Consider the following 18361-nt stretch of genomic DNA (forward strand, 5'->3'; position numbering starts at 1 on the left):
CATCCGCTGCGACCGAGCGAGCCGTCCCATTTCCGCGCGCGGGAACTCATCAGCCCGAGGTCACGACGCTGTCGAGGTCGCCGGTGACGAAGGCTTCCGGACGGAACACCGCGAAGGCTAGGCGCTCCTCGACCCTAATAGTCGCCATGTTCTTCTCGAAGTCGTCGGTGTTCTCAGTCGAAATCGCAACCTCAACATCAAGTCGATCGAAGATAGTGGCAGCCTCGCCGAACGCGCCGACAAGGAATTCTCCCACCGGCATGGCATTGGTCGCCACCACCGGAAGATTCCAAAGTCGCGGTTCCTGCAGGCCAAACGGAGACTGGCCGGAGATATACCGCTCGTCGCCGGCCTTGGTGCCGAGCATCTTTCGCCAGTCCCGCTTATTCAGCACGATCGCATTGACGGGCACTTCGGCGTCTTCGGCCTGGCTGATGGCCTGGTTGATCCTGTCGAATGCCGTTTCCGCAGCCGACATGAACGCCGGGGCGAAGGCCGTTGCCTGCGGAACCAGACCGTTCAGGTTCTGGCCCGTGCCATTGCCGAACAGGATCTGGTTTTCCTCGACCTGCTTGAGCCCGTAGGTGCCCCGGCGGCCGATGTACGCAGCAAGCGCTGGGCCGTCGTCAAGCATCTGCCTCGACACCTTGAAAATGTGCGCCAGCGTCCGAACGGGCGCCGAATACATGTTGAAGGTCAGGTCCGAAGTCGGCTTCGTCGTGCCCTCGGTCACCGGCCGGGCATTATTCGTGAAGCCGGTTTCGCGGACGTATTCGACGCTCGAGGACGTGGTGCGGGCGCTGCCGATGACGTCGCGCAGAACGAGCTCTCGGCGGTACGGCCCGTAGATGCCGCCGACCCGCTGCCCCGGAACCAGCGACGTGCCCGCCGAACGACCGGCACCGACCGTGCTGTTGTCAGAGGTGATGGCGGCGTTCTCGGCAGCAAGCTTGATCACCGCTTTGCCGCGGAAGGTCGACGAGAGGTCGCGGATCGACGGTGCGTTGAGAATGGCGCGCTCAAGCGCATCGGCGCCAGCGACGTCGGTGGCGTCCGGGTTGTCGCGCTCAGTGGCGGACCGCTTCTCAAGCTCAGAGAGGCGGGTGGCGAGATTGCCGGCCTTTTTGTTGAAGGCATCGCCAAGTTCAGTGATTTTGGCGGCAAGAAGATCAGACACGTATAGTCCTTTCCGGCGCCACAGGCGCCAGTTGATTGAAGTCAGGTTGTGAGGGAATGCCGCGCCATCCCGGCGCCGTAGCATTAGTATTCGTCGTGCAGTGCCCGCACGATCTTGACGTCATCCGCCGACGGCGGAGGGCAGTCAGGGTGTTTGCCTTCAAGGCGCGTCAGGGCATCTGCATAGCGTTCGTGCCGGCGGGCCGGATAGGTTGCAGCCAGTTCAATGCGAGCCGCAGCCACTGCGTCTACGAAGCCTTCCGGAATCGCGGCCAGGGGCGGCGGGCTGCGCATCAGGCGCCAGGGGTGCGAGGCCTCCCAGGCCACGCCGGCCTCCGGCACCTCGGCGGCGGCGACCTCCAGCGCCCAGCGGGCAGCGTCGAAGCGGTCGAAGCCGCAGCCAGCGGGCATGCGGCAGCCGAAGCGGCCCGTCTCGCGGCGGGGCTGCTGGCGGTGTGGCTGGTTTCGGGCGGGCTGTAGTTCCGAGGCCAGCGAATTGGCCTCAGCTAGCAAGTCGTCGATGTCCATGGTGGACCTCCTGAAATAATGCGGCTCGCCGCCGCGACGGCATCCGCCTGGCCTGCCGACAGACCCCGCAACTCGGCAGCGATCGCCGCCAGGGCGGCACCTGAAATGATGCGGGCGTCGGTGGCCCCGCCCTCTGCCCCCGGCAGTCCGAACTCGACATGTTCGTCGTCGACGACCATCGACACGCCCGGCGGCCGATGGCGGACGATCAGGTGGCGCACGCTTCGCGGCGGACCGAACAAGAGGTCCGCAAGCACCGCGTCGAAGCGGCCGAAAGGGCCGCGTAGGGAGGCGAAGTATTCGACGTTCCTCACCACATCGCCGAGGCCGCTGTCGGTCATGACGGCGAGCGCCAGCCGCACGACTTCGTGCTCGGCCAAGTCAGGCGGGTGGCGACGGCTGCCCTCCACCTTGCTCACCAGGCCGGCGTCCGCGAGCCTCGCCGTGAGGTTGGCAACGCGCGACGGCGCGACGCCTAGTCGGCGCGCGACGATGTCGGCGACGTGCGATTTCCGCATGTCACGCTCCAATTCATAGAAATTACGATTGATGGTTCGAAGAAAAAGCCCGGCACTTGGCCGGGCCGAGTTTGTGTCCTGCGAGGGACCACCTACATGTAATCCGCGCCAGATGGCAAAAAGCGGCGTCAGGCGGCGTCTTTTTGCAATAATTCTTTCAGGTGCGCTGCCGCGGACAGCAATCTTTGCTTTCCAGCCTTCTCGGCGTGTCGGTCATGATAGCCAAACATCTCGCCGATCTCGCGGAAGTTCTGTGCCTCCATAGCGGCGTCCAGCACCCGCACGTCGTCGGCTCCAAGCCTCTTGCGCAACAGCGCGGCCGTGCCTGCTGCCTCCAGCCGCTCCAGCGCGGGGCCGCCACTGCTGTGGTGCGCAATACCTGTCGACGTGCAGCGCAACCCCAGGAAGCTGTCTAGCGGCTGCTCCGACGCGCATGGCAGGCCGGGGCGATTGTCGTTGGCGGCCACGGGCGGGAGGCCGCAGAAAGCCCGCGCCTCGTTCAACGGCAGGTTGGTCGGCGGTAGCTGTGGATTCGGGAGGCCTGGCGGGAGTCGGCGTGGAGAACGGGTACGTTCGACGTATCGAGCCGGCTGGGCTCCCAGAGTTTCGGCCAGCCATGCGTTACGGGCGGCGGTGTCCTCTTGGTCTTCGCCGGCCCCCTTCGGCGCCGCAAACCTGTCGACCACAGGCCGGCCGCGCCTGCCGTCGCGCGCTTGCCATGCCACCAGCGCACCGCGGGGTACGGGGATGTCGGCCTTACGGAGCTTGCCATCCTCGCCCAGCACCAATGCCCGCTCAGCAGTCTCGCCGGATGCGAACCTCAGCGAGCCCAGCCGCGCCAGGGCGCCATTTTCATGGTGCTCTGTATCGCCGCTGCGGATGGCCTTCGTCATCTCGCGCTCGCGGGGACGGATCTCGTGCCGGGACTCGATCTGGGGCGGATCGGGACGCTTATCGTCCTCCGCATCAGGCTCGTCGTCGTTCGCGGCAGCGGAGAGCCAATTCGTACTCAGCGGTGCGGCCGGTTCGCAGAGATCGCGCCACGTTTTTAGGGCGGGAAACAGGGGCTCAAAGTCGGGCTTTCCGGCACCGGCCCGGTGGCGCGGGATGATATCGGAATCGTTCGCCGGGGCGCTCTCGCGCCAAGCGGCAATGGCGGCGCGATGTTCGGCCGGGGAGCGGCAAGACGTGCCGGTCAGATTCATTGGGAACCTCGCAGGTGTGGTGCAGCCCGTCTGCGCGAGCCTCTGAGTAGTAGGTGTTGTTTTCGGGCGAAAAGTGCCGGTCGATTTCGACTATATGTCAGCCGCTGTGCACAGAATTGCACCCAGACGGCCGTTCGTCGTCCGGGCTACCTCAACACCCCCAGCCCTCGAGATCGCCGCCACGGCCCGGCTGTGGCCCCGCACGCGCACGCCCACGCGCTTGCGCACACGCGTGAGGAAAATCTGTATTAGCGCTAAGCCGAGGGGACCCCGCCGTTCCTCGGTGTGCGTGCCGAGACTTTGGAGGCGCCCCCCCGCTGCTTCCGCGAACTTTTTTTCTACACGATTAGCGACGCTCGAGAACCGCGCCGGTACGCAGCAGCGAGGGCGGCGAGTTTGGTGGCGCCCCCGGTGGGGGTGGGTTGAGGGGGCGCCGACGAGTGCGCCTGGCCGCCCCCCTCGAAGTAACTTGCCGGGCGTGTTTGTTCACGCTTTGATTGTGGTCGCGACGGAGGAGCCATGCTCGACCGGAAGTTCGACATCGACTGCAGCAATTTGCGTTTCGACCGGGACACCCGCGCACTGGTGGTGACGGTGCAGCCGCTCGCCCCGGAATACGATGAAGCGGCACTAGTCGCGTTGGGATGGGGCGTCATGGCCGGTTGCCCCGAGCTCCGGCGGCTGGTCATCGAGGTTGAGGTGGACGACGGCGCGGTCGTCCCACTGCGGCGGGTGGCGTGAGGCTTACGCGATTGCTCTGCCCGGCGGTGAAATAATCGGGTGGTGCTCCACCAGTGCGCCACTGGCGCAATTGGTGGATGGCGCGTGCGCCACCACCGATTTTTACCTAGGGCAATTTGGTGGTGGCGCAGCCGAAATTCTGAATCCAGATGCGCCACCAATGCGCCACCAAATTACGGCGGTGGCGCATATATTATGCGGCTCGGCCGGGGCGGTTTGCGTCGACTACTCGGACGCCCTTGCGTGTCTTACGTTCCGCCTCGTCATGGTACTCGGCCTCCTCGATCACACCGTTTCGGCGCCAAGTCTTCAGGATGCTCGCTGCCTGCTCTGGCGACACCTCAACGTGGCGCATCACGACGTGTCCCGCCCATCGCACTCCACGCCTCGTATCAGTCAGGGCGAAACGCGACCCGGTGGGGTTGCCCCCATCGTCCAGCACGCCGGCGGCAAGCTCGTCTAGGATCGCGTTGGCGATAGCCGTCGTCACAGTGTCCATCGCGTTGGGCGCTGTCCATGGGTGCAGCACCCCCACGTCATCGCCGTGCTGTTCCATCGTGCCGTTCGCGAGGCGAACCGTCTCCTTGCGGAACCATTTCGCGGCTCCGGTGGTGAGCGTCAGATTAGCCTTGGCATCGTCGAAGCGGACGTACATGTGCCGCTCTGCCTCGGAGACGCCCATGATTTTTGCGTCGGCCTCCGACATGCCAAATAGGGTCACCACCGTGCGCGCGACGCCGACAAGAGCGCTGCCACCTCGAGCAGCGTTCATGTCGCCAGGAGCCGCGGATAGCGCTTTTGAGACGTGGTGAACCAGCAGGACGGCAGCATTTGCTTGCCGCGCTACGTCGCGCCAAATCGCGGCGGCCCACTTCACCTCCGAGTTGGAATTCTCATCGCCCTCGAAGGTCTCGGCAAACGGGTCGACCACCAGCACATCGATGCCGTTTCCCTTCATTGTTTCGATCAGCGTGTCGGCCAGCGGCAACCGTGTGACCGTCTTCGTCTTTGGGTCTGTCTGCGCCACGACGATGCTCGCCGGATCCTCTGCGAGGTAAATCCGGTCCGCCAGTTCGGCTCGGTCCACGTCCATCGCCCTGGTGGCGGCCGCCAAGCGACGCTTCATCTCATCGACATCGTCCTCGGCGTTGACGACCATGACGGTATGCGGTCCGCGCGGGCGGAACCCACCCCAAGGCTCGCCGTCGGCGACGGCCAGCCCCGTCTGCAGCGTCAACAACGACTTGCCTGCACCCGGCGGGGCAACCAGAACGGAGAGATGCCGCCTGATCAGCAGGCCCGGCACGATCCATTGCCGCAACGGGATTGCGGATTCGTCGAAATCGAGAGCGCGCACCAGTTTCAGCTTGCCGTCGGCATCGTTGTCGTTGGCAGCCTTTAGGGGCGTGAAGGGCTTGCCGGGCTCGCTCTTGGCGGTGATGAGCGCGTTGAGTTTCACCATCACGCCGCCTCCGCCAAATCGGCCATATCGGTTCCCACCGAAGCCGGCGCGACGATCGTCACCTCCCGACCAGCAGCGTGCCAGCGTGCGCCGCATTCGTTCGCAGCACGCTCGCCGGTTCCGCTGGCGTCGTTATCGGCGAAGACGGTGAGCGCCTCGATGCCCGGCAGCACGGGGAAGGCGGCCATTGTGCCGGCCGAGAGGCACGCCCACACAGGCCGGAAGGGCGCGGCGAGCGCGGTTTCGATGCCCTCGGCGATGGCGAGGCCCGTGGTGACAGAGTCGTCTGCGGACAAGCGCACGACAGCACCATTGGCGCGGCCGAGCATCATCCTGCCCGGACCCGCCTTGCCGCTGCCATCGGGCAGCAACGCGGTCCTATGCACGCCGCAGGGCTCGCCGGTGATGATGTCGGTCATGACCGCGACCATGGCAGAATGGTCTTCCTGACCGAACTTGCAGGCCGGATGGAATCGGATGGCGTCGCCATCGTAGGAGAGGCCACGGGTTGCCAAATATGCGGCACCGATGGTGCCGCGGAACGGGACTGCTTCCTCCCAAATGCGCATCGCGAACGCGGTGCGCGCCGGATCGGTTGCCGCGATAAGGGATGGCGGCCGAGGGGCGGGAGCCTCGTCGGTCAGGCCAAGGCTGGCGCGCACGTAGTCGCGGCATACGCGCCAGTCGTCGCCGGCGAAGCTGTTCACGACGAAGTCGTCGCCGGTGAAGGTCACCGAAAGGGAACGGTCGTGGCGGCTGTGGCCGGGGCCAGGGCAGGCGACCGTGTTGTGGCCGGCGATGTTGCCGCCGAGGGCACGGGCAAGATTACGCAGCGAGTTCATTCAAAGCGATTCCTTCGCGAAGAGCGGCGCTAGCGGCGCGCGACAGTTCAGTTGCGAGGTGGCGGCTGAAGGTCGCTGTAGGGCGACCGTGGCTATTGGCGGCGTAGGTCAGATAGCGGCCATTGCTTTCGACCAGCCGGAGCCCGCACAGCCGCAGGTCTGGCGTCAGTTCGACGTCGAAATGCGCAATGGCGCGCCCGTCCGTTCCCGGCGGTGCCGGGCGGATGGACAGGATGCGCATGGGCGCCTCCTATGACATGGTGGATTGCCCAATCGGGGCGAGCGTCGCCGGCGTGGTGGCCGGCCGGTAGGTCTAGGCGGCGCGGGCCGCGATGCGGTCTTCGATCCACGCCATGACTTCGGCGCGTACGAAAGCTACGCGCTTCTCACCGAGCGAGACGGCCTTTGGAAATGTACCAGCGGCGCGTTTGATGTTGATCGCGGTGCGAGAAAGCGACGTCATCTTCACGACGTCGTTGAGAGAGACGAGGGGGTAGTTGTCGTTGTCCGGCATGGGTATCTCCGGGTGCCGGTGGGTCGAGGGGTTTCGCCCTTTCGGGCCGCAGTTAACTATGCTGACAATATAGTTCTCGGAGGCGAAAAACGCCGGTCGATTTGAGCGAGATGTCCGCCGCTGTGAACATGTTTCTAGTTGGAGCCGGCACAGAATGAGGCCCACGCGTCCATAAGCAGCCTGCGCTTCGCCAGCGCGTCACCCCGCCTGTAAGCCCTCTCCACCTGATCGCCAACGGCATGGGCCAACGCCGCTTCGGCCACCTCACGCTGGAAGTCCGTCTCTTCCGAAACCCAGTCGCGGAATGCCGACCGCATACCGTGGACAGTGAAGCCTGTGCCGCCATTCGCAGTCAGCACCTTAGCCAGCGCCGGATCGGACATCTGGCGCTTCGCGGACTGGCCGGGGAACACGAGATCTGAAAGCGCCCTCGCCTTCTGAACCTCGAGCAGTTCCACGGCGCGGGCAGAAAGCGGAACGCGATGCTCCTTGCCGGCCTTCATCCGGCCCGCCGGGATGGTCCAGACTTTGGCCGCCAGATCGAGCTCGGACCAGACAGCCCCCCTCGCCTCTCCCGATCGCGCCGCAGTTAAGATGGTGAACTCAAGACACCGCGCCGCCGTGCCGTTCGCCTTCCGAAGCGCCGCCATGAACGCCGGCAAATCCGGGTACGGCATGGCGGCGTGATTGCGCTTCTGGAGCGGGTCGCGCCGGGGCAGTATCTGGTCCAGGTGCCCCTTCCACTCGGCTGGGTTCGGGCCGGTGCGAATGCCCCTCGCCTTCGCGTGATCAAGGATCAGCTTGACGCGTTCGCGCGTCTTTTGCGCAGTCTCCGGCATGCTGGTCCAAATCGGCTTCAGCACCCGCACGACATCCTCGGTCGTCACCTCGGCCACCGGGATGCGCCGGAGCCCCTTTGCATAGACTGTCGCCACGCGGCGCCATCCGGCTTCCGTCGCCCTGCCCCGCCACTGGCTCTTCATGGCGTCGATATATTCGTCGGCTACCGTTCCGAAGGTGACGAGCGGCACGCGCGCCTTGCGCTCCGCCATCTCGGTGAATGGGTTGCCGCCGGCGCCGATGATCTCGCGGACCTCATCTGCCTTCCGGCGCGCCGCAGCGATCGACACCTGCCCAGTGCCAGCGCCATAGGGGCCGAGGCTCATTTCGCGCCGCCTACCGTGCCGGGTGTATATGAACGTCCAGTACCATGTGCCGCTCTTAGCGCGGTGCAGGTACAGCCCCTCGCCGTCGGACAACTTGTCCTTTTTGGCGTGTTTAATCGCCAGGGCCGTTAGAAGACTCCGAGCCAAATTCCGCCCCCACCATTTTCCCCACTGCGGGTCGGTTGCTTGCATGTTCAGCAGAGTTGAGAAAGTCAGCCGAACATGGGCTAGACTTTAGGGAAAAGCGAAAAAGGTTGTCAATAAAATCAGCAAAAACAATGCCTTAGCTCCTGCTCAGGGAGCCATTTTTCCTTCATCGCTCACATAGTTGGACATGCGATTGCCGGTGCGCGCGAAGGCACGCTGCTGCCCCGCCATGGCAGGCCGTGCCGTCACTCTCCCGACAGCAGCGTATCGGCGGCCTTCTCGGCGATCATGTAGACGGCGGTGGCGAGGAAGTAGCCGGGGATGCGCGGGAAGATGGAGGCGTCCACCACCCGCAGCCCCTCGACGCCGTGGACCTTGAAACGGCTATCCACCACCCCGCCCTGCTCGCGCGGCTTCATCGCGCAGGTGCCGCAGGCATGGTGGCCCCAGGCATTGGCGCGGACATAGTCGCGCAGCTCCGCATCGGTGTCGCGGTGCCGGCCCGGCTCCTCCTCCTCGGCCACGTCGTCATCCATGGCGTCGGCGATGGTGCGCACGAAGCGTATGCCCTCGACCACCGCGTCGAGGTCGTCGGTCGGGCCGTTGCCCTCCTCGAAATAGCGGAACAGTATCTCCGGCGCCGCGGCGGGGTCGGGCGAGCGCAGGCGCACATGGCCGGCAGTGTTGCCGGTGTACGCCTTGAGGATCACCCAGGAGACGTAGTCGCGCTTCTTGATGCGCTCCGAATAACCCTTGTAGTAGCCGCGGAAGTCCGCCAGCAGCGCGAAGCAGTAGAGGTCGGGCACGTCGAGGTTGCGCCGCGACTTGAGCGCGACCGAGAACAGGATGCCGTTGCTCGTGTAGTTGCCGAGGCCGAACCAGCGCCAGCGGCGATAGTACTTGTCCGCCGTGGTGTAGGTGGCGCCGGCCAGCGTGTGCCAGGGCCGTTTCATGCGGCTCACCACCGCGACCTCGTAGCGGTCCTGCAGATTGGCGCCGACGCCCGGCAGGTCGACCACCGGCGCGATCCCCTGCCCTTCGATCTGCGGCCTGGGGCCGATGCCGGAGAGCATCAGTAGCTTGGGCGTCTCGAAGACGCCGGCGCAGAGCACCACGTCCTTCGACGCCCTCACCGTCTCCTCGACGCCGTTCCGGCGGTAGACGACGCCCTCGGCGCGCAAGGGCGTGCCGCCCACGAGGATGCGCTGCACTTCGGCGTGGAGCCTTATCTCCAGCCGATCGGGATGTTTGCGCCGCACCTCCTCCAGCCGCTCGCGCGGCCCGTGCCGGGCGTGCTTGCGCGTCGACAGCGGCACCAGCCTTATGCCGCTGGCGAAGGGGTTCCACCAGCGCGTCTCGTTGGGGTCGAGCCGATTGGTCTCCCATTCGAGGCTGGTGCCGTGATAGCCGTCGGCTGCGGCCTGGATGGAGCGCAGCAGCCCGCTGCGCAGGCGCCGGTCGCGCAAGGCGCGCAGCGGCACGGCGAGCTCGGTGGTAAGCCAGCCTTTCCAGCCGTGCCCGGTCGGGTCCCAGCCGAAGAGCCGCGACATCCAGCGCCAGCCGAAGAAGCGGTAGCGGCAGCGCTCGATGCGGCGGAAATAGGCGAGCATGCGCGAGGCCTTCCAGCTCTCGTCGCCGGTGACCTGCCAGATGTGGTTCCAGTCGAGATCGTTCGGCCGCACGATGATCAGCGCGTGATGCGCCGAGCAGCCGCCGAGCGCGCGCACCCGCGGATAGAGCACGCCGTCCTGCGCCTCGCTGTAGCGCCAGTCCTGCTTCTGCCGGTCCGTGTCGGCATAGTGGCGGGCCCAGTAGTCCCAGGAGATGACGGGATGCTCGGAAGCGAAGGCGTGGAAGGCCGGCACGCGGTAATCCGCCTCGAGCGGGCGCTCCGGCGGCGGGACGGTCGGCTCCGACGCCGAGGGATCGCCGCCCGCCTCCAGGACCAGCACGCGGGCGCCGTTCTCCGCCAGCCGCGCGGCCAGCACCGCGCCGGCCGAGCCCCCGCCGACGATGACGTAGTCGAAGCTCTCCCCGGCCTGCATGGACATCAGAGGGTCCGCAGATAGGAGATCAGCGCCTCCTTGTCCGGCGCGCTCAGATCCGCGCCGAACTCATGGCCGCGATTGACCACATAGTCCGGGCACTTGCTGAGGCCGACCAGCTTGTCGATCAGGCCGGTCTGCGCCACCACCTCGCGGGCGCGGGCATCCACTTCCGGGTTGGCGAGGTCCTCGGCCGTGCAGGTGCCGCCGAGCGCGATGAAGGACTTCAGCAGGCCAGGTCCGGCGACAGCGAGCCGCCAGTAGTGGCGCCAGACGTCGGGCTCGTCATTGTCGGGCAGCAGTTTGGTGTTGACGAGCGCGTTGATCGGGAAGCCGGAGGGGAACGGGCCGATATGCACGCCGCCATCCGGGTCGAACAGCCAGCCGGCGACCTTGTGGAGCGTGCCGCCGAAGCGCTGGACGATGGCCGGCATGAAACCCGCCGGCGCCTTCAGGCAGGAAGGCGCGGTGGTGCGGTAGATATAGCCCGGCACCGGCTCGGTGGTGAGCGTGTCGCGGCGGCGGGTTTCGGGCGAGAGCATCTGCCGGATGGAGCGGTCGAACAGCGCCAGCCGGTTGGCGACGCAGGGCATGTCCGGGTCGGAGGCGTCGGCGGCCGGGCAGGTCGTGGCGCCGCCATAGCCATAATTGCCCGCGGGCGCCGGCGAATAGCCAGCAGTGGGTGCCGGCGCGTAGCCGGCCGCGGGCGTGTCTCCCGCCGAGGCGACAGCGGGGGCGGGAGCGCCGTAGGAGGGCCGGTTGTAGGCCCGGTTGAAATATTCCTCGTGGCCAACGGAATTGTTGGAAAGGTAGGGCGCCGTGCTCCACAGGCTCACCAGCGAGGCCGGCCGGATATAGCCGCGCCCGTTGCCGAGCGGCTGGAACGGCATGGCCGCGCCGGAGACCGGGTGATAGACGGTCACCTCCTTCACCGGCGGCAGGCTCTTGTAGGAGCTGGAGGTGAAATTGTCCCAGATGTCGCCGGCAAGGCCGTTGGTCGCGATCGCCGTGCAGGCATTGGTGCGGATGAGGTCGAGCGGCACGCGCCGGTCGGTGGAGAGATAGTTATTCTCCAGAAAACCTTCATTGCCGATACGGGTCTTCTCGGTGACGAGATCGACCATGCCGCGCTTGAAAGCATCGGATTGCGCCCAGGACCAGTAGCGGTCCCAGCATTCGCGGTAATGCGGCCCGGCGCCGCCCCCGACGCAGATGCCGCTGTCGACGCCGGCGCTGGCCGGCGGCTCCGGCTGCTTGCTGGAATGGCAGGCGGCGCAATTCTCGGCGAACACCACCTTGCCGCGGTCGACGAGCGCGGGGTCCGCCTCCGCCGGCCGGCCGGCGCCATCGGGAACATCCTTCAGCCGGTCCGCCCGCGCGGTGACGAGGAAGAAGATCGCCATGTCGGCGGTGCGGTCCTCGGTGGCATTCCAGTAGACCGAATTGCGCTGCGCGTCGGCGATCTTGATCGGCGATATCTTCTGGCCGCCGATGAAGGGGCGGAAGTGCAGCAGCCATTCCTCGCTGAACAGGCCGATGTTCAGGTAGACGCGGTTGAGCGCGCCGAGCGTGCCGACCGAATCGGCGCCGTCCTTCAGCACCCGCATCGAGGCGGAGAGGCTGCTCTTGGGGTCCCACAGCGCGCTGAGCGCCCTCGTCTGCTGGTAGTCCTGGAACTGGCGGTTGTCGGTCTCGCCGCCCTTGAGCTTCTCCCAGCCGATCTTCGCGGCGATGGCGACGCGCGCCCGCACCTCGTAGACCGCGTTCATGGTCCGCGGGTTGTTCATGTAGTCGGTCGAGACCAGCGAGGTGTCGAGCGAACCGGGCGGGTTGGTGTGGAAGAGCTGGAACAGGAAGTTCCCCTCGTTCTTCGCCGGCACGCCCGGCTGCTTCCGTGGCCCGGTGTTCCAGAAGAAGATGCGGTCCACCCAGTAATATTGCGCGCCCGGGTTCGAGGTCAGCTCGGCGAAGGCCGGCTCTTCGACATTCTTCGGCGGATTGATCGGGTTCGGCCCGACATGGCAGAAGGCGCAGGACATGCCGACCCGGTAGGGCCGCACGAGGTTGGTGTCGTTGTAGTATTTCTCGTCGGTGTAGAAGCGCACGGGATCCCAGAGCTTGCGGGCGGCTTCGTTAAAATCCGGGTTCGGGAACAGCCGCAGGCCGATGACGCCGCTCGGCTCGCCGTAGAACGACCCCGCCGGCAGCGCCACACCGCGCGCGCCGATCTTGACGCCGGGATAGACCTTGTTCGCCTCGGCATTGCCGCCGAACGGGTCCGGCCCCGCGTCGCAGCCCTCGATGCGCTGGTCGAGCCATAGGCCGAAACGTTTCTGGTCCGGTCCCTTGGCCCCGGTGAAGCAGGGCTCGTTGACGAGGCCGAGATAACGCCAGCGATTATGGCGCCCATAGTCCTGCTCGGGATGCGAGGAGACGGTCTTCAATAGGTCGAAGGAGCCGAAGGCGTTGCGGGCAGCGAAATCCCAGAAACGGTCATTGCCGCCGGTCCAGACGATCCAGCTGTTCTGGCCGCGTATGGCGGCGAGGCGCACCTCCTCGGGCGGCAGGCCGGTCTCTGCGGCGACCTCCATTATCTCCTTCGGATAGGGCTGGCCCGACGCCGGCGGCAGCAGCAGGCCCTTGTCCATGGCGGCGAAATAGGGAGCGGAGGATGCGGGCAGGCTCTGCGGCGTGCGCTGCGCCAGCTTGGCCTCGTCCTCGACGTTGCCGAAGGCGGCGGTGTCGCCTTCGAGCAGCCGGTACGCGAAGAACGCCGCGACGACGGCGAGGACGACGACAAGCCCCACCAGCACCAGCCCGGTGCGCAGCAGAATGCGCCGGATGCGGCCCTTCGACTTCGCCATGGCGTCCTCCCGTCGTCCGGTTTCCTCACAGCGTCTTCAGAAAAGCGAGCAGCGCCTCGCGCTCGGCCGGCGGCAGGTCGGTGCCCCAAAGGTGGCCGTCCTTGCCGTTGCCGGGCCGCTTGGTGTCGTAGTGCCAGAGCTGGTTCGGCTCGGCGTCGGCTGCGCTCACGAAGCCGCCATTGGCGGCGTCGATCAGGTCCGATCCGCGATAGAAGCTGGCCGGCCGCTCGGCCGGCGGCATGAGCAGGGCGCGCAGGGTCGGCACCGAGCCGTTGTGCAGATAGGGAGCGCGCAGCCACAGCCCAGTAAGCTCGGTCGCCACATAGCCGTCGGTCTTCTGGAAGTAGCGGAAGCCCCAGGGATAGTCCGCCTCGTAATTGCCGTAGCGCTCCGCCGCCTCCGGGGTCCACATGTCGAGCCGGTGGCGGTCGGTGCCGAGCTCGACGATCGGGATCACCGTGCGGAATCGTGCGCCGCCGGGTTCATGGCAGACGGCGCACTGCGCCGTGTAGATCGCCTTGCCCGCCGCCACCGCCGATGCCGGCACATGGAAGGCGTCGCCCTCGCGCCTCATCGAGGAGAAGGGCGAGGGCGGCGGCGCCTGCAGCCGGGCGAAATCCTCCATCCGCTGCAGGGTTTCGCGGGTGCGCGGATAGGATTTGTAGGTCATGCCGTCGCCGATGGCGCCCGCCACCGCGGTCTCATGCAGGTCGGTCAGCAGCCCGTCCCAGTGCAGCGCCGGCCGGCGCAGCGGCGTCGGGTCGACGATCGACAGCCGCCACAGCGGCATCATGTCGGAATTGCCGATGGTGCCGTCGTCGGGCAGGCCGAGATTGTAGAACTTGACCGGGTTGAACGGGTCGATGCGCCCCGGCTCCCAGTCCGGCCGGCTCGCCATCCAGGCGAAGCGCTGCGCCTGGTCCTTCAGCGCCGAGCGCGTGGCCGGGATCAGCAGATAGCGGTAGAGCACACGCTCCCACAGCGGCATCGCATAGATCGCCTGGATCTCCTGCATCAGCCGGTCGGAGGTGAAGCGCGGGTCCGTCCCCGCCCGCATGAGGAAGCGGATATAGGATTGCGGGTCGACCCGCCCGCCGACGCCGGCGCTGACGAGGCGGGCGGGATCGTCGGGGCTCAGCCGGTAGCTGCTCTGGTGGCAGAAGGCGCAATTGGGCGCGACGCGCGGAATGACGCCGAGCGTCATCACCGAGAAGCCGATGGGCACCTCGTCGCCCGGCGCCCAGAACATGCCGATAGAGCCGTAGCCGTCCCGCCCGCGCGGCAGCAGGTCCGGGAACACCGCCGGCATGACCCGCCAGATCCAGTAAGGCAGGCCCTGCGTCTCCTCATTGCCGATGGAGCCGTGGTTGAACAGGCGGGCGGGATCGTTGGTCGCCGGCTGCGCCACCGGACGAAGCAGCAGCAGCCAGGCGGCCACCGCGAGCACCACGAGGCCGATCAGCAGCACCAGCAGAGCGCGCCAGAAGAGCAGCCTCATCGCGTCGTCCCCTGCGCGATAGCGGCTTCCAGCCGCACGATTTTGATGAGGCAGTAGAGCGTCACCGCGCCGAAGGTGCCGTCGAGCACCGCGCCGGCCAGAAGGCCGACCGGCTGGCCGAGCACGAACACCATGGTGATGCAGAAGATCGTGCCGAAGGTGCGCGAGGGAAACACCGCCAGCCACGCGATCAGCCGGTAGCGGTCGATGTCGATGGTGGCGGGGATGTAGAAGATCGAGACGATGCCGAGCAGCAGCCCCGACAGGCGCGGCCATGCGGCCGGATCGTCGGGGATGCCGAAGAAGGCGAGGATCACGGAGGGGCAGAACAGCAGCGGCAGCGCGAAGGCCATGTTCGCGACGATGCCGATCCAGATCAGCACCGCATGCCGGAACTTCCACTTGGTGAGGCTCTGCGGCTCGGTCATAGCGTCTTCATGTATTCGACGAGGGCATCCTTGTCGGACGCGGGAAGCTCGGTCCCGTAGCGGCGGCCCTCATGGCCTTCATTGCCGTTGCCCGGCCGCGTCGTGTCGTAGCGGAACAGCTCGCTGCCGGCGGCAGCGTCGGACTGGTAGCCGACGCGGTCGAGGTCGAACTCCTCGCTGCCGCGGAACCAGATGGCGGGTCGCTGGGCGCTGGGCTCCAGGAGATCGCGCAGCGTCGGCACGGAACCGTTGTGGAGATAGGGCGAGCGGGCCCAGATGCCGTCGAGCGGCTGATTGGCATAGCCGCCGGTCTTGCGGAAATGCCGGAAGCGCCAGGGATAGCCGGCATAGAGCAGGTTCTGCGCGGCGGAGAATTCGCGGGTGTAGGAGGCCCAGCGGCCGGTGTCGGTGCCGATCTCCTCCAGCGGTTGCACCTGCCCGAGCCGCGGATGGCGGCGGGTGTCGTAGTCATAGCCGCCGGCCGCGCCCTGCCCGTGGCATCCGGCGCAATAGGCGGCGAACAGGCGCCCGCCCCTCTCTGCCTTCGCCTTGTCGATCCGCTTCGGATCGGGAAAGGCCGGCGGCGGCAGCTCCCACATCCAACCCTCGATGCGGCCGATGGCGGCGCGGTCGACGGTGGGCGGCGTCACGCCGGCGCCCAGCGCGGCGCTCAGATTGCGCTCGGCGACGGAAGAATTGTTGCCGTCCCAATGCAGGTTCATGCCCTCGCGCGGCGCCTGCTTCCAGATCGAGGGATAGTCCGAGGAGCCGTTCAGCGCGGTGGCGCTGATGAATTCGGGGCCCATCGGGAAGTTGAACTGGATCGCCTTGTAGGGATTGAAGGTGTCCACCCTCCCCGGCCCCCAATCCTCCTGCCGGTAGACGAAGTCGAGGCGGTTGCCGAGGTCGAGCAAGGCCGCCTTCACCCGCGGGAACACGATGTAGCGGTAGATCTGCCGCTCGAAGACGTTGAGGTTTCCGCCGACCTCCTCGCTCTGGATGGCCTCGATGAGGCGGTCGGCGGAGAAGCCGGGATCGCGCCCGACCTCCAGCAGGAAGCGGATGAAGGCGTGGAGTTGCAGGTTGTTGGACGGCGCGCCGGCGATGGCGTGGCGCTTGCCGTCGCCCGGCAGCTTGTAGGTGCCGACATGGCAGACCGAGCAGTTGAGCCAGATCCGCTCGACGCCGGAGACCACCCGGCGCGAGAAGCCGATGGGCAGGTCGTTCTCGCGCGCACCGCCATAGGCGCCCTGCGGCCCGCCGTCGAAGACGACCTCGTCCGCATAGAGGAAGCCGAAGCGGCGGTAGCCCTGCGGCCCGAGCCTGTCGGCATAGATGACCGGCAGCGCCTTGAAGACCCAGTAGGGCAGACCCGTCGCCGTCTCGCTGCCGATCGAGCCGTGCAGGAAATGGCTGTCCTCGTCGCCATAGGCGACGACGTACTGGTTGACGAAGATCAGGTAGTAGGCGACCGCCGCCAGGATCAGCAGCAGCACCAGCCATCGCCAGCGCCGGCGGCGCCCGACGATGATCTCCACCGGCGTCCGGCGCTGATTGTCCGCCTCAGCCATGGGCCGTCTCCGCGACGGGCGGCGCCGGCTTCTTCGTCTTCGCCGGCGCAGCGACGTAGAGCGGCGGTTCGAATACCGACATCACCTCCTTGAGCATGGCGGCATAGCGGGCGTCGAAGTCGTCGCCGTCGAAGCGCGTGAGGTCGTAGCAGCCGAGCGGGTTCTCCAGGTCGTTGACCAGGCAGCGGTTGCAATAGGTGCATTCCTTGCCCGGCGGCGGCCCGTTGGCCTGTTTGAGGATCTTGGGCAGGTCGTTATTGGCGATGAGCGGGCGCGCCATGCTCACCCCGTCGCAGGCGCCGCTGCGGATGGCGTCGGCGATGGCGTCGGCATGCTGGAAGCCGCCGGTGCACAGCACCTTCACCGTCGGGTCCATGCTCTTCACGACATCCGAGACAGCCCGGGCATAGGCGGCGTTGATGCCCTCGATCATCTTGCCCCGGCGCCAGATCCAGTAGCGGCGGAACAGCCGCGCCCCGAGCGAGCTGTTGAAGATCGCGTAGTTGAACCAGGTACGCGTGCCCTGCGAGAGCATGCCGTCATACCAGCGCGCGAGGTCCTGCATCGGCAGGTCGCCGGCCGGGTTACGCGGATGCGGGAAGGTGGAGCCGCTGGAGACGTGGAAGGCGTCCACCCCCTTGCCGCCGTCGAGCAGCAACCGGCAGATCTTCACGGTGTCGTCGAGCGTGTTGCCCTTGCCCTGCCAGGGATAGAGCCAGTCATTGTGATCGACGCCGTTGATCTTCATCTGCAAATGGAAGTCCGGCCCCACCTCGGCGCGGATCGCCCGGATGATGTCGAGCACGAACTGCGCCCGCCGCTCCCAAGAGCCGCCATATTCGTCGGTGCGGTCGTTGATGCCGGAGCTCAGGAACTGGGTGATGAGGTAGCCGTTGGCGCCGTGCAGCTCGACGCCGTCGAGCCCGGCCTCCCGCGCCCGCCTTGCGCCGGCGGCGAACTGCGCCACCACCTGCGCGATCTCGTCCTTGGTCATGGCCTGCGACAGCAGCCCGTGGAAATAATCACTCTTTCCTGTCGAGCTGAGGCCGCGATTGAACAGGTTCTCGACGCCGCCCAGATCCTGCTGCCGGCCGGAATGGCTGAGCTGCATCAGGAACTTGCAGTCATGCTGATGCACCCGCTCGCCGACCGCCCGCCAGAACGGGATCTTGTCGTCGTCGTCGATCATGGCGTAGCGCACGAGAATGCGTCCGCGCACGCTCACGGGCGTGAAGGAGGAGATGATGCAGCCCACGCCGCCGCGGGCGAACTTCTCCTCCCAGTTCAGCCGCGTATGGCCGCCATGGCCGTTATATTCGTCAAACATCCCGGAGACGTTCGAGCGGAACAGCCTGTTCTTGACGCTGAGATGACGGAACTTCAGCGACGAGAAGATGAGATTTGCGTTGTCCTCGTGGGACACGTTCCTGTCCGGCGCATACACGATACCGCCCCCATGCCAGCTGCACGCATCAGCCACAGAAACAGGTAAGCAACATCACGCACCGAACGGCGCGCGACCGCAACTCCAGAACATTTCTTATGAAATAACGAATTTAGTTCAAATATTAAGACTGCGAATACACAATTTTACCTTAGAGAAGGTAAATTCTGCACGCAAGGGAAATCTCCCGCACCATTTCTGGGGTCACGCAA

General features: G+C 66.4%; 16 protein-coding genes. 1 reads left to right on the forward strand and 15 read right to left on the reverse strand.

Annotation, left to right across the window (positions count from 1 at the left end; translation table 11 throughout):
* Nucleotides 1-49: 49 nt before the first annotated feature.
* The 4 genes from SNOV_RS09785 to SNOV_RS09800 form a co-directional block, all read right to left on the reverse strand.
* Nucleotides 50-1177, reverse strand: a complete 1128-nt coding sequence (locus SNOV_RS09785) for a phage major capsid protein (protein WP_244412917.1) — start codon at nt 1175-1177, stop codon at nt 50-52.
* 83 nt (nt 1178-1260) lie between these two features.
* Entirely contained in the window at nt 1261-1704 is a 444-nt protein-coding gene (locus tag SNOV_RS09790; RefSeq protein WP_013166761.1) for a hypothetical protein, read from the reverse strand.
* Nucleotides 1683-2222: a hypothetical protein gene (locus tag SNOV_RS09795; protein WP_013166762.1), complete on the reverse strand. Its 540-nt coding sequence runs from the start codon at nt 2220-2222 to the stop codon at nt 1683-1685. Before SNOV_RS09795 ends, SNOV_RS09790 begins: the two co-directional genes overlap by 22 nt.
* A 128-nt stretch (nt 2223-2350) precedes the next feature.
* Entirely contained in the window at nt 2351-3427 is a 1077-nt protein-coding gene (locus SNOV_RS09800; protein ID WP_013166763.1) for a hypothetical protein, read from the reverse strand.
* 519 nt (nt 3428-3946) lie between these two features.
* Here SNOV_RS09800 and SNOV_RS09805 point away from each other — a divergent pair.
* Nucleotides 3947-4168, forward strand: a complete 222-nt coding sequence (locus SNOV_RS09805) for a hypothetical protein (protein WP_013166764.1) — start codon at nt 3947-3949, stop codon at nt 4166-4168.
* 193 nt (nt 4169-4361) lie between these two features.
* Here the strand turns inward: SNOV_RS09805 and SNOV_RS09810 are convergent, their stop codons facing one another.
* The 11 genes from SNOV_RS09810 to SNOV_RS09855 form a co-directional block, all read right to left on the reverse strand.
* Nucleotides 4362-5630 carry an AAA family ATPase gene (locus tag SNOV_RS09810; protein WP_013166765.1) on the reverse strand — a complete coding sequence of 423 codons (1269 nt, stop codon included), beginning with the start codon at nt 5628-5630 and terminating at the stop codon, nt 4362-4364.
* The gene (locus SNOV_RS09815; protein ID WP_013166766.1) at nt 5630-6472 is read right to left on the reverse strand and encodes a DUF7146 domain-containing protein; all 843 of its coding nucleotides are present in this window, start codon (nt 6470-6472) and stop codon (nt 5630-5632) included. Before SNOV_RS09815 ends, SNOV_RS09810 begins: the two co-directional genes overlap by 1 nt.
* Nucleotides 6456-6713 carry a hypothetical protein gene (locus SNOV_RS23430; protein ID WP_013166767.1) on the reverse strand — a complete coding sequence of 86 codons (258 nt, stop codon included), beginning with the start codon at nt 6711-6713 and terminating at the stop codon, nt 6456-6458. The genes SNOV_RS09815 and SNOV_RS23430 overlap by 17 nt, the downstream gene beginning before the upstream one ends.
* Before the next feature lie 72 nt (nt 6714-6785).
* Nucleotides 6786-6986 carry a helix-turn-helix transcriptional regulator gene (locus SNOV_RS09820; protein WP_013166768.1) on the reverse strand — a complete coding sequence of 67 codons (201 nt, stop codon included), beginning with the start codon at nt 6984-6986 and terminating at the stop codon, nt 6786-6788.
* A 134-nt stretch (nt 6987-7120) separates the two neighbouring features.
* A complete protein-coding gene (locus tag SNOV_RS09825) occupies nt 7121-8344 on the reverse strand; it encodes a tyrosine-type recombinase/integrase (protein ID WP_187291105.1) in 1224 nt (407 codons plus the stop codon).
* A gap of 200 nt (nt 8345-8544) precedes the next feature.
* Complete coding sequence (locus SNOV_RS09830; protein ID WP_013166770.1) at nt 8545-10350, reverse strand: GMC family oxidoreductase; 1806 nt, start codon at nt 10348-10350, stop codon at nt 8545-8547.
* Complete coding sequence (locus SNOV_RS09835) at nt 10350-13208, reverse strand: c-type cytochrome (protein WP_013166771.1); 2859 nt, start codon at nt 13206-13208, stop codon at nt 10350-10352. The genes SNOV_RS09830 and SNOV_RS09835 overlap by 1 nt, the downstream gene beginning before the upstream one ends.
* Nucleotides 13209-13233: 25 nt before the next feature.
* Nucleotides 13234-14706 carry a c-type cytochrome gene (locus tag SNOV_RS09840; RefSeq protein WP_013166772.1) on the reverse strand — a complete coding sequence of 491 codons (1473 nt, stop codon included), beginning with the start codon at nt 14704-14706 and terminating at the stop codon, nt 13234-13236.
* Nucleotides 14703-15134 (reverse strand): hypothetical protein, encoded by a 432-nt coding sequence (locus tag SNOV_RS09845; RefSeq protein ID WP_013166773.1) that lies wholly within the window; start codon nt 15132-15134, stop codon nt 14703-14705. Before SNOV_RS09845 ends, SNOV_RS09840 begins: the two co-directional genes overlap by 4 nt.
* Nucleotides 15131-16705, reverse strand: a complete 1575-nt coding sequence (locus tag SNOV_RS09850; RefSeq protein ID WP_013166774.1) for a cytochrome c — start codon at nt 16703-16705, stop codon at nt 15131-15133. Before SNOV_RS09850 ends, SNOV_RS09845 begins: the two co-directional genes overlap by 4 nt.
* The gene (locus SNOV_RS09855) at nt 16698-18128 is read right to left on the reverse strand and encodes an NADH:flavin oxidoreductase (RefSeq protein ID WP_144295975.1); all 1431 of its coding nucleotides are present in this window, start codon (nt 18126-18128) and stop codon (nt 16698-16700) included. The genes SNOV_RS09850 and SNOV_RS09855 overlap by 8 nt, the downstream gene beginning before the upstream one ends.
* Nucleotides 18129-18361: the final 233 nt, after the last annotated feature.

This window comes from Ancylobacter novellus DSM 506 (assembly GCF_000092925.1).
Taxonomy (GTDB): domain Bacteria; phylum Pseudomonadota; class Alphaproteobacteria; order Rhizobiales; family Xanthobacteraceae; genus Ancylobacter; species Ancylobacter novellus.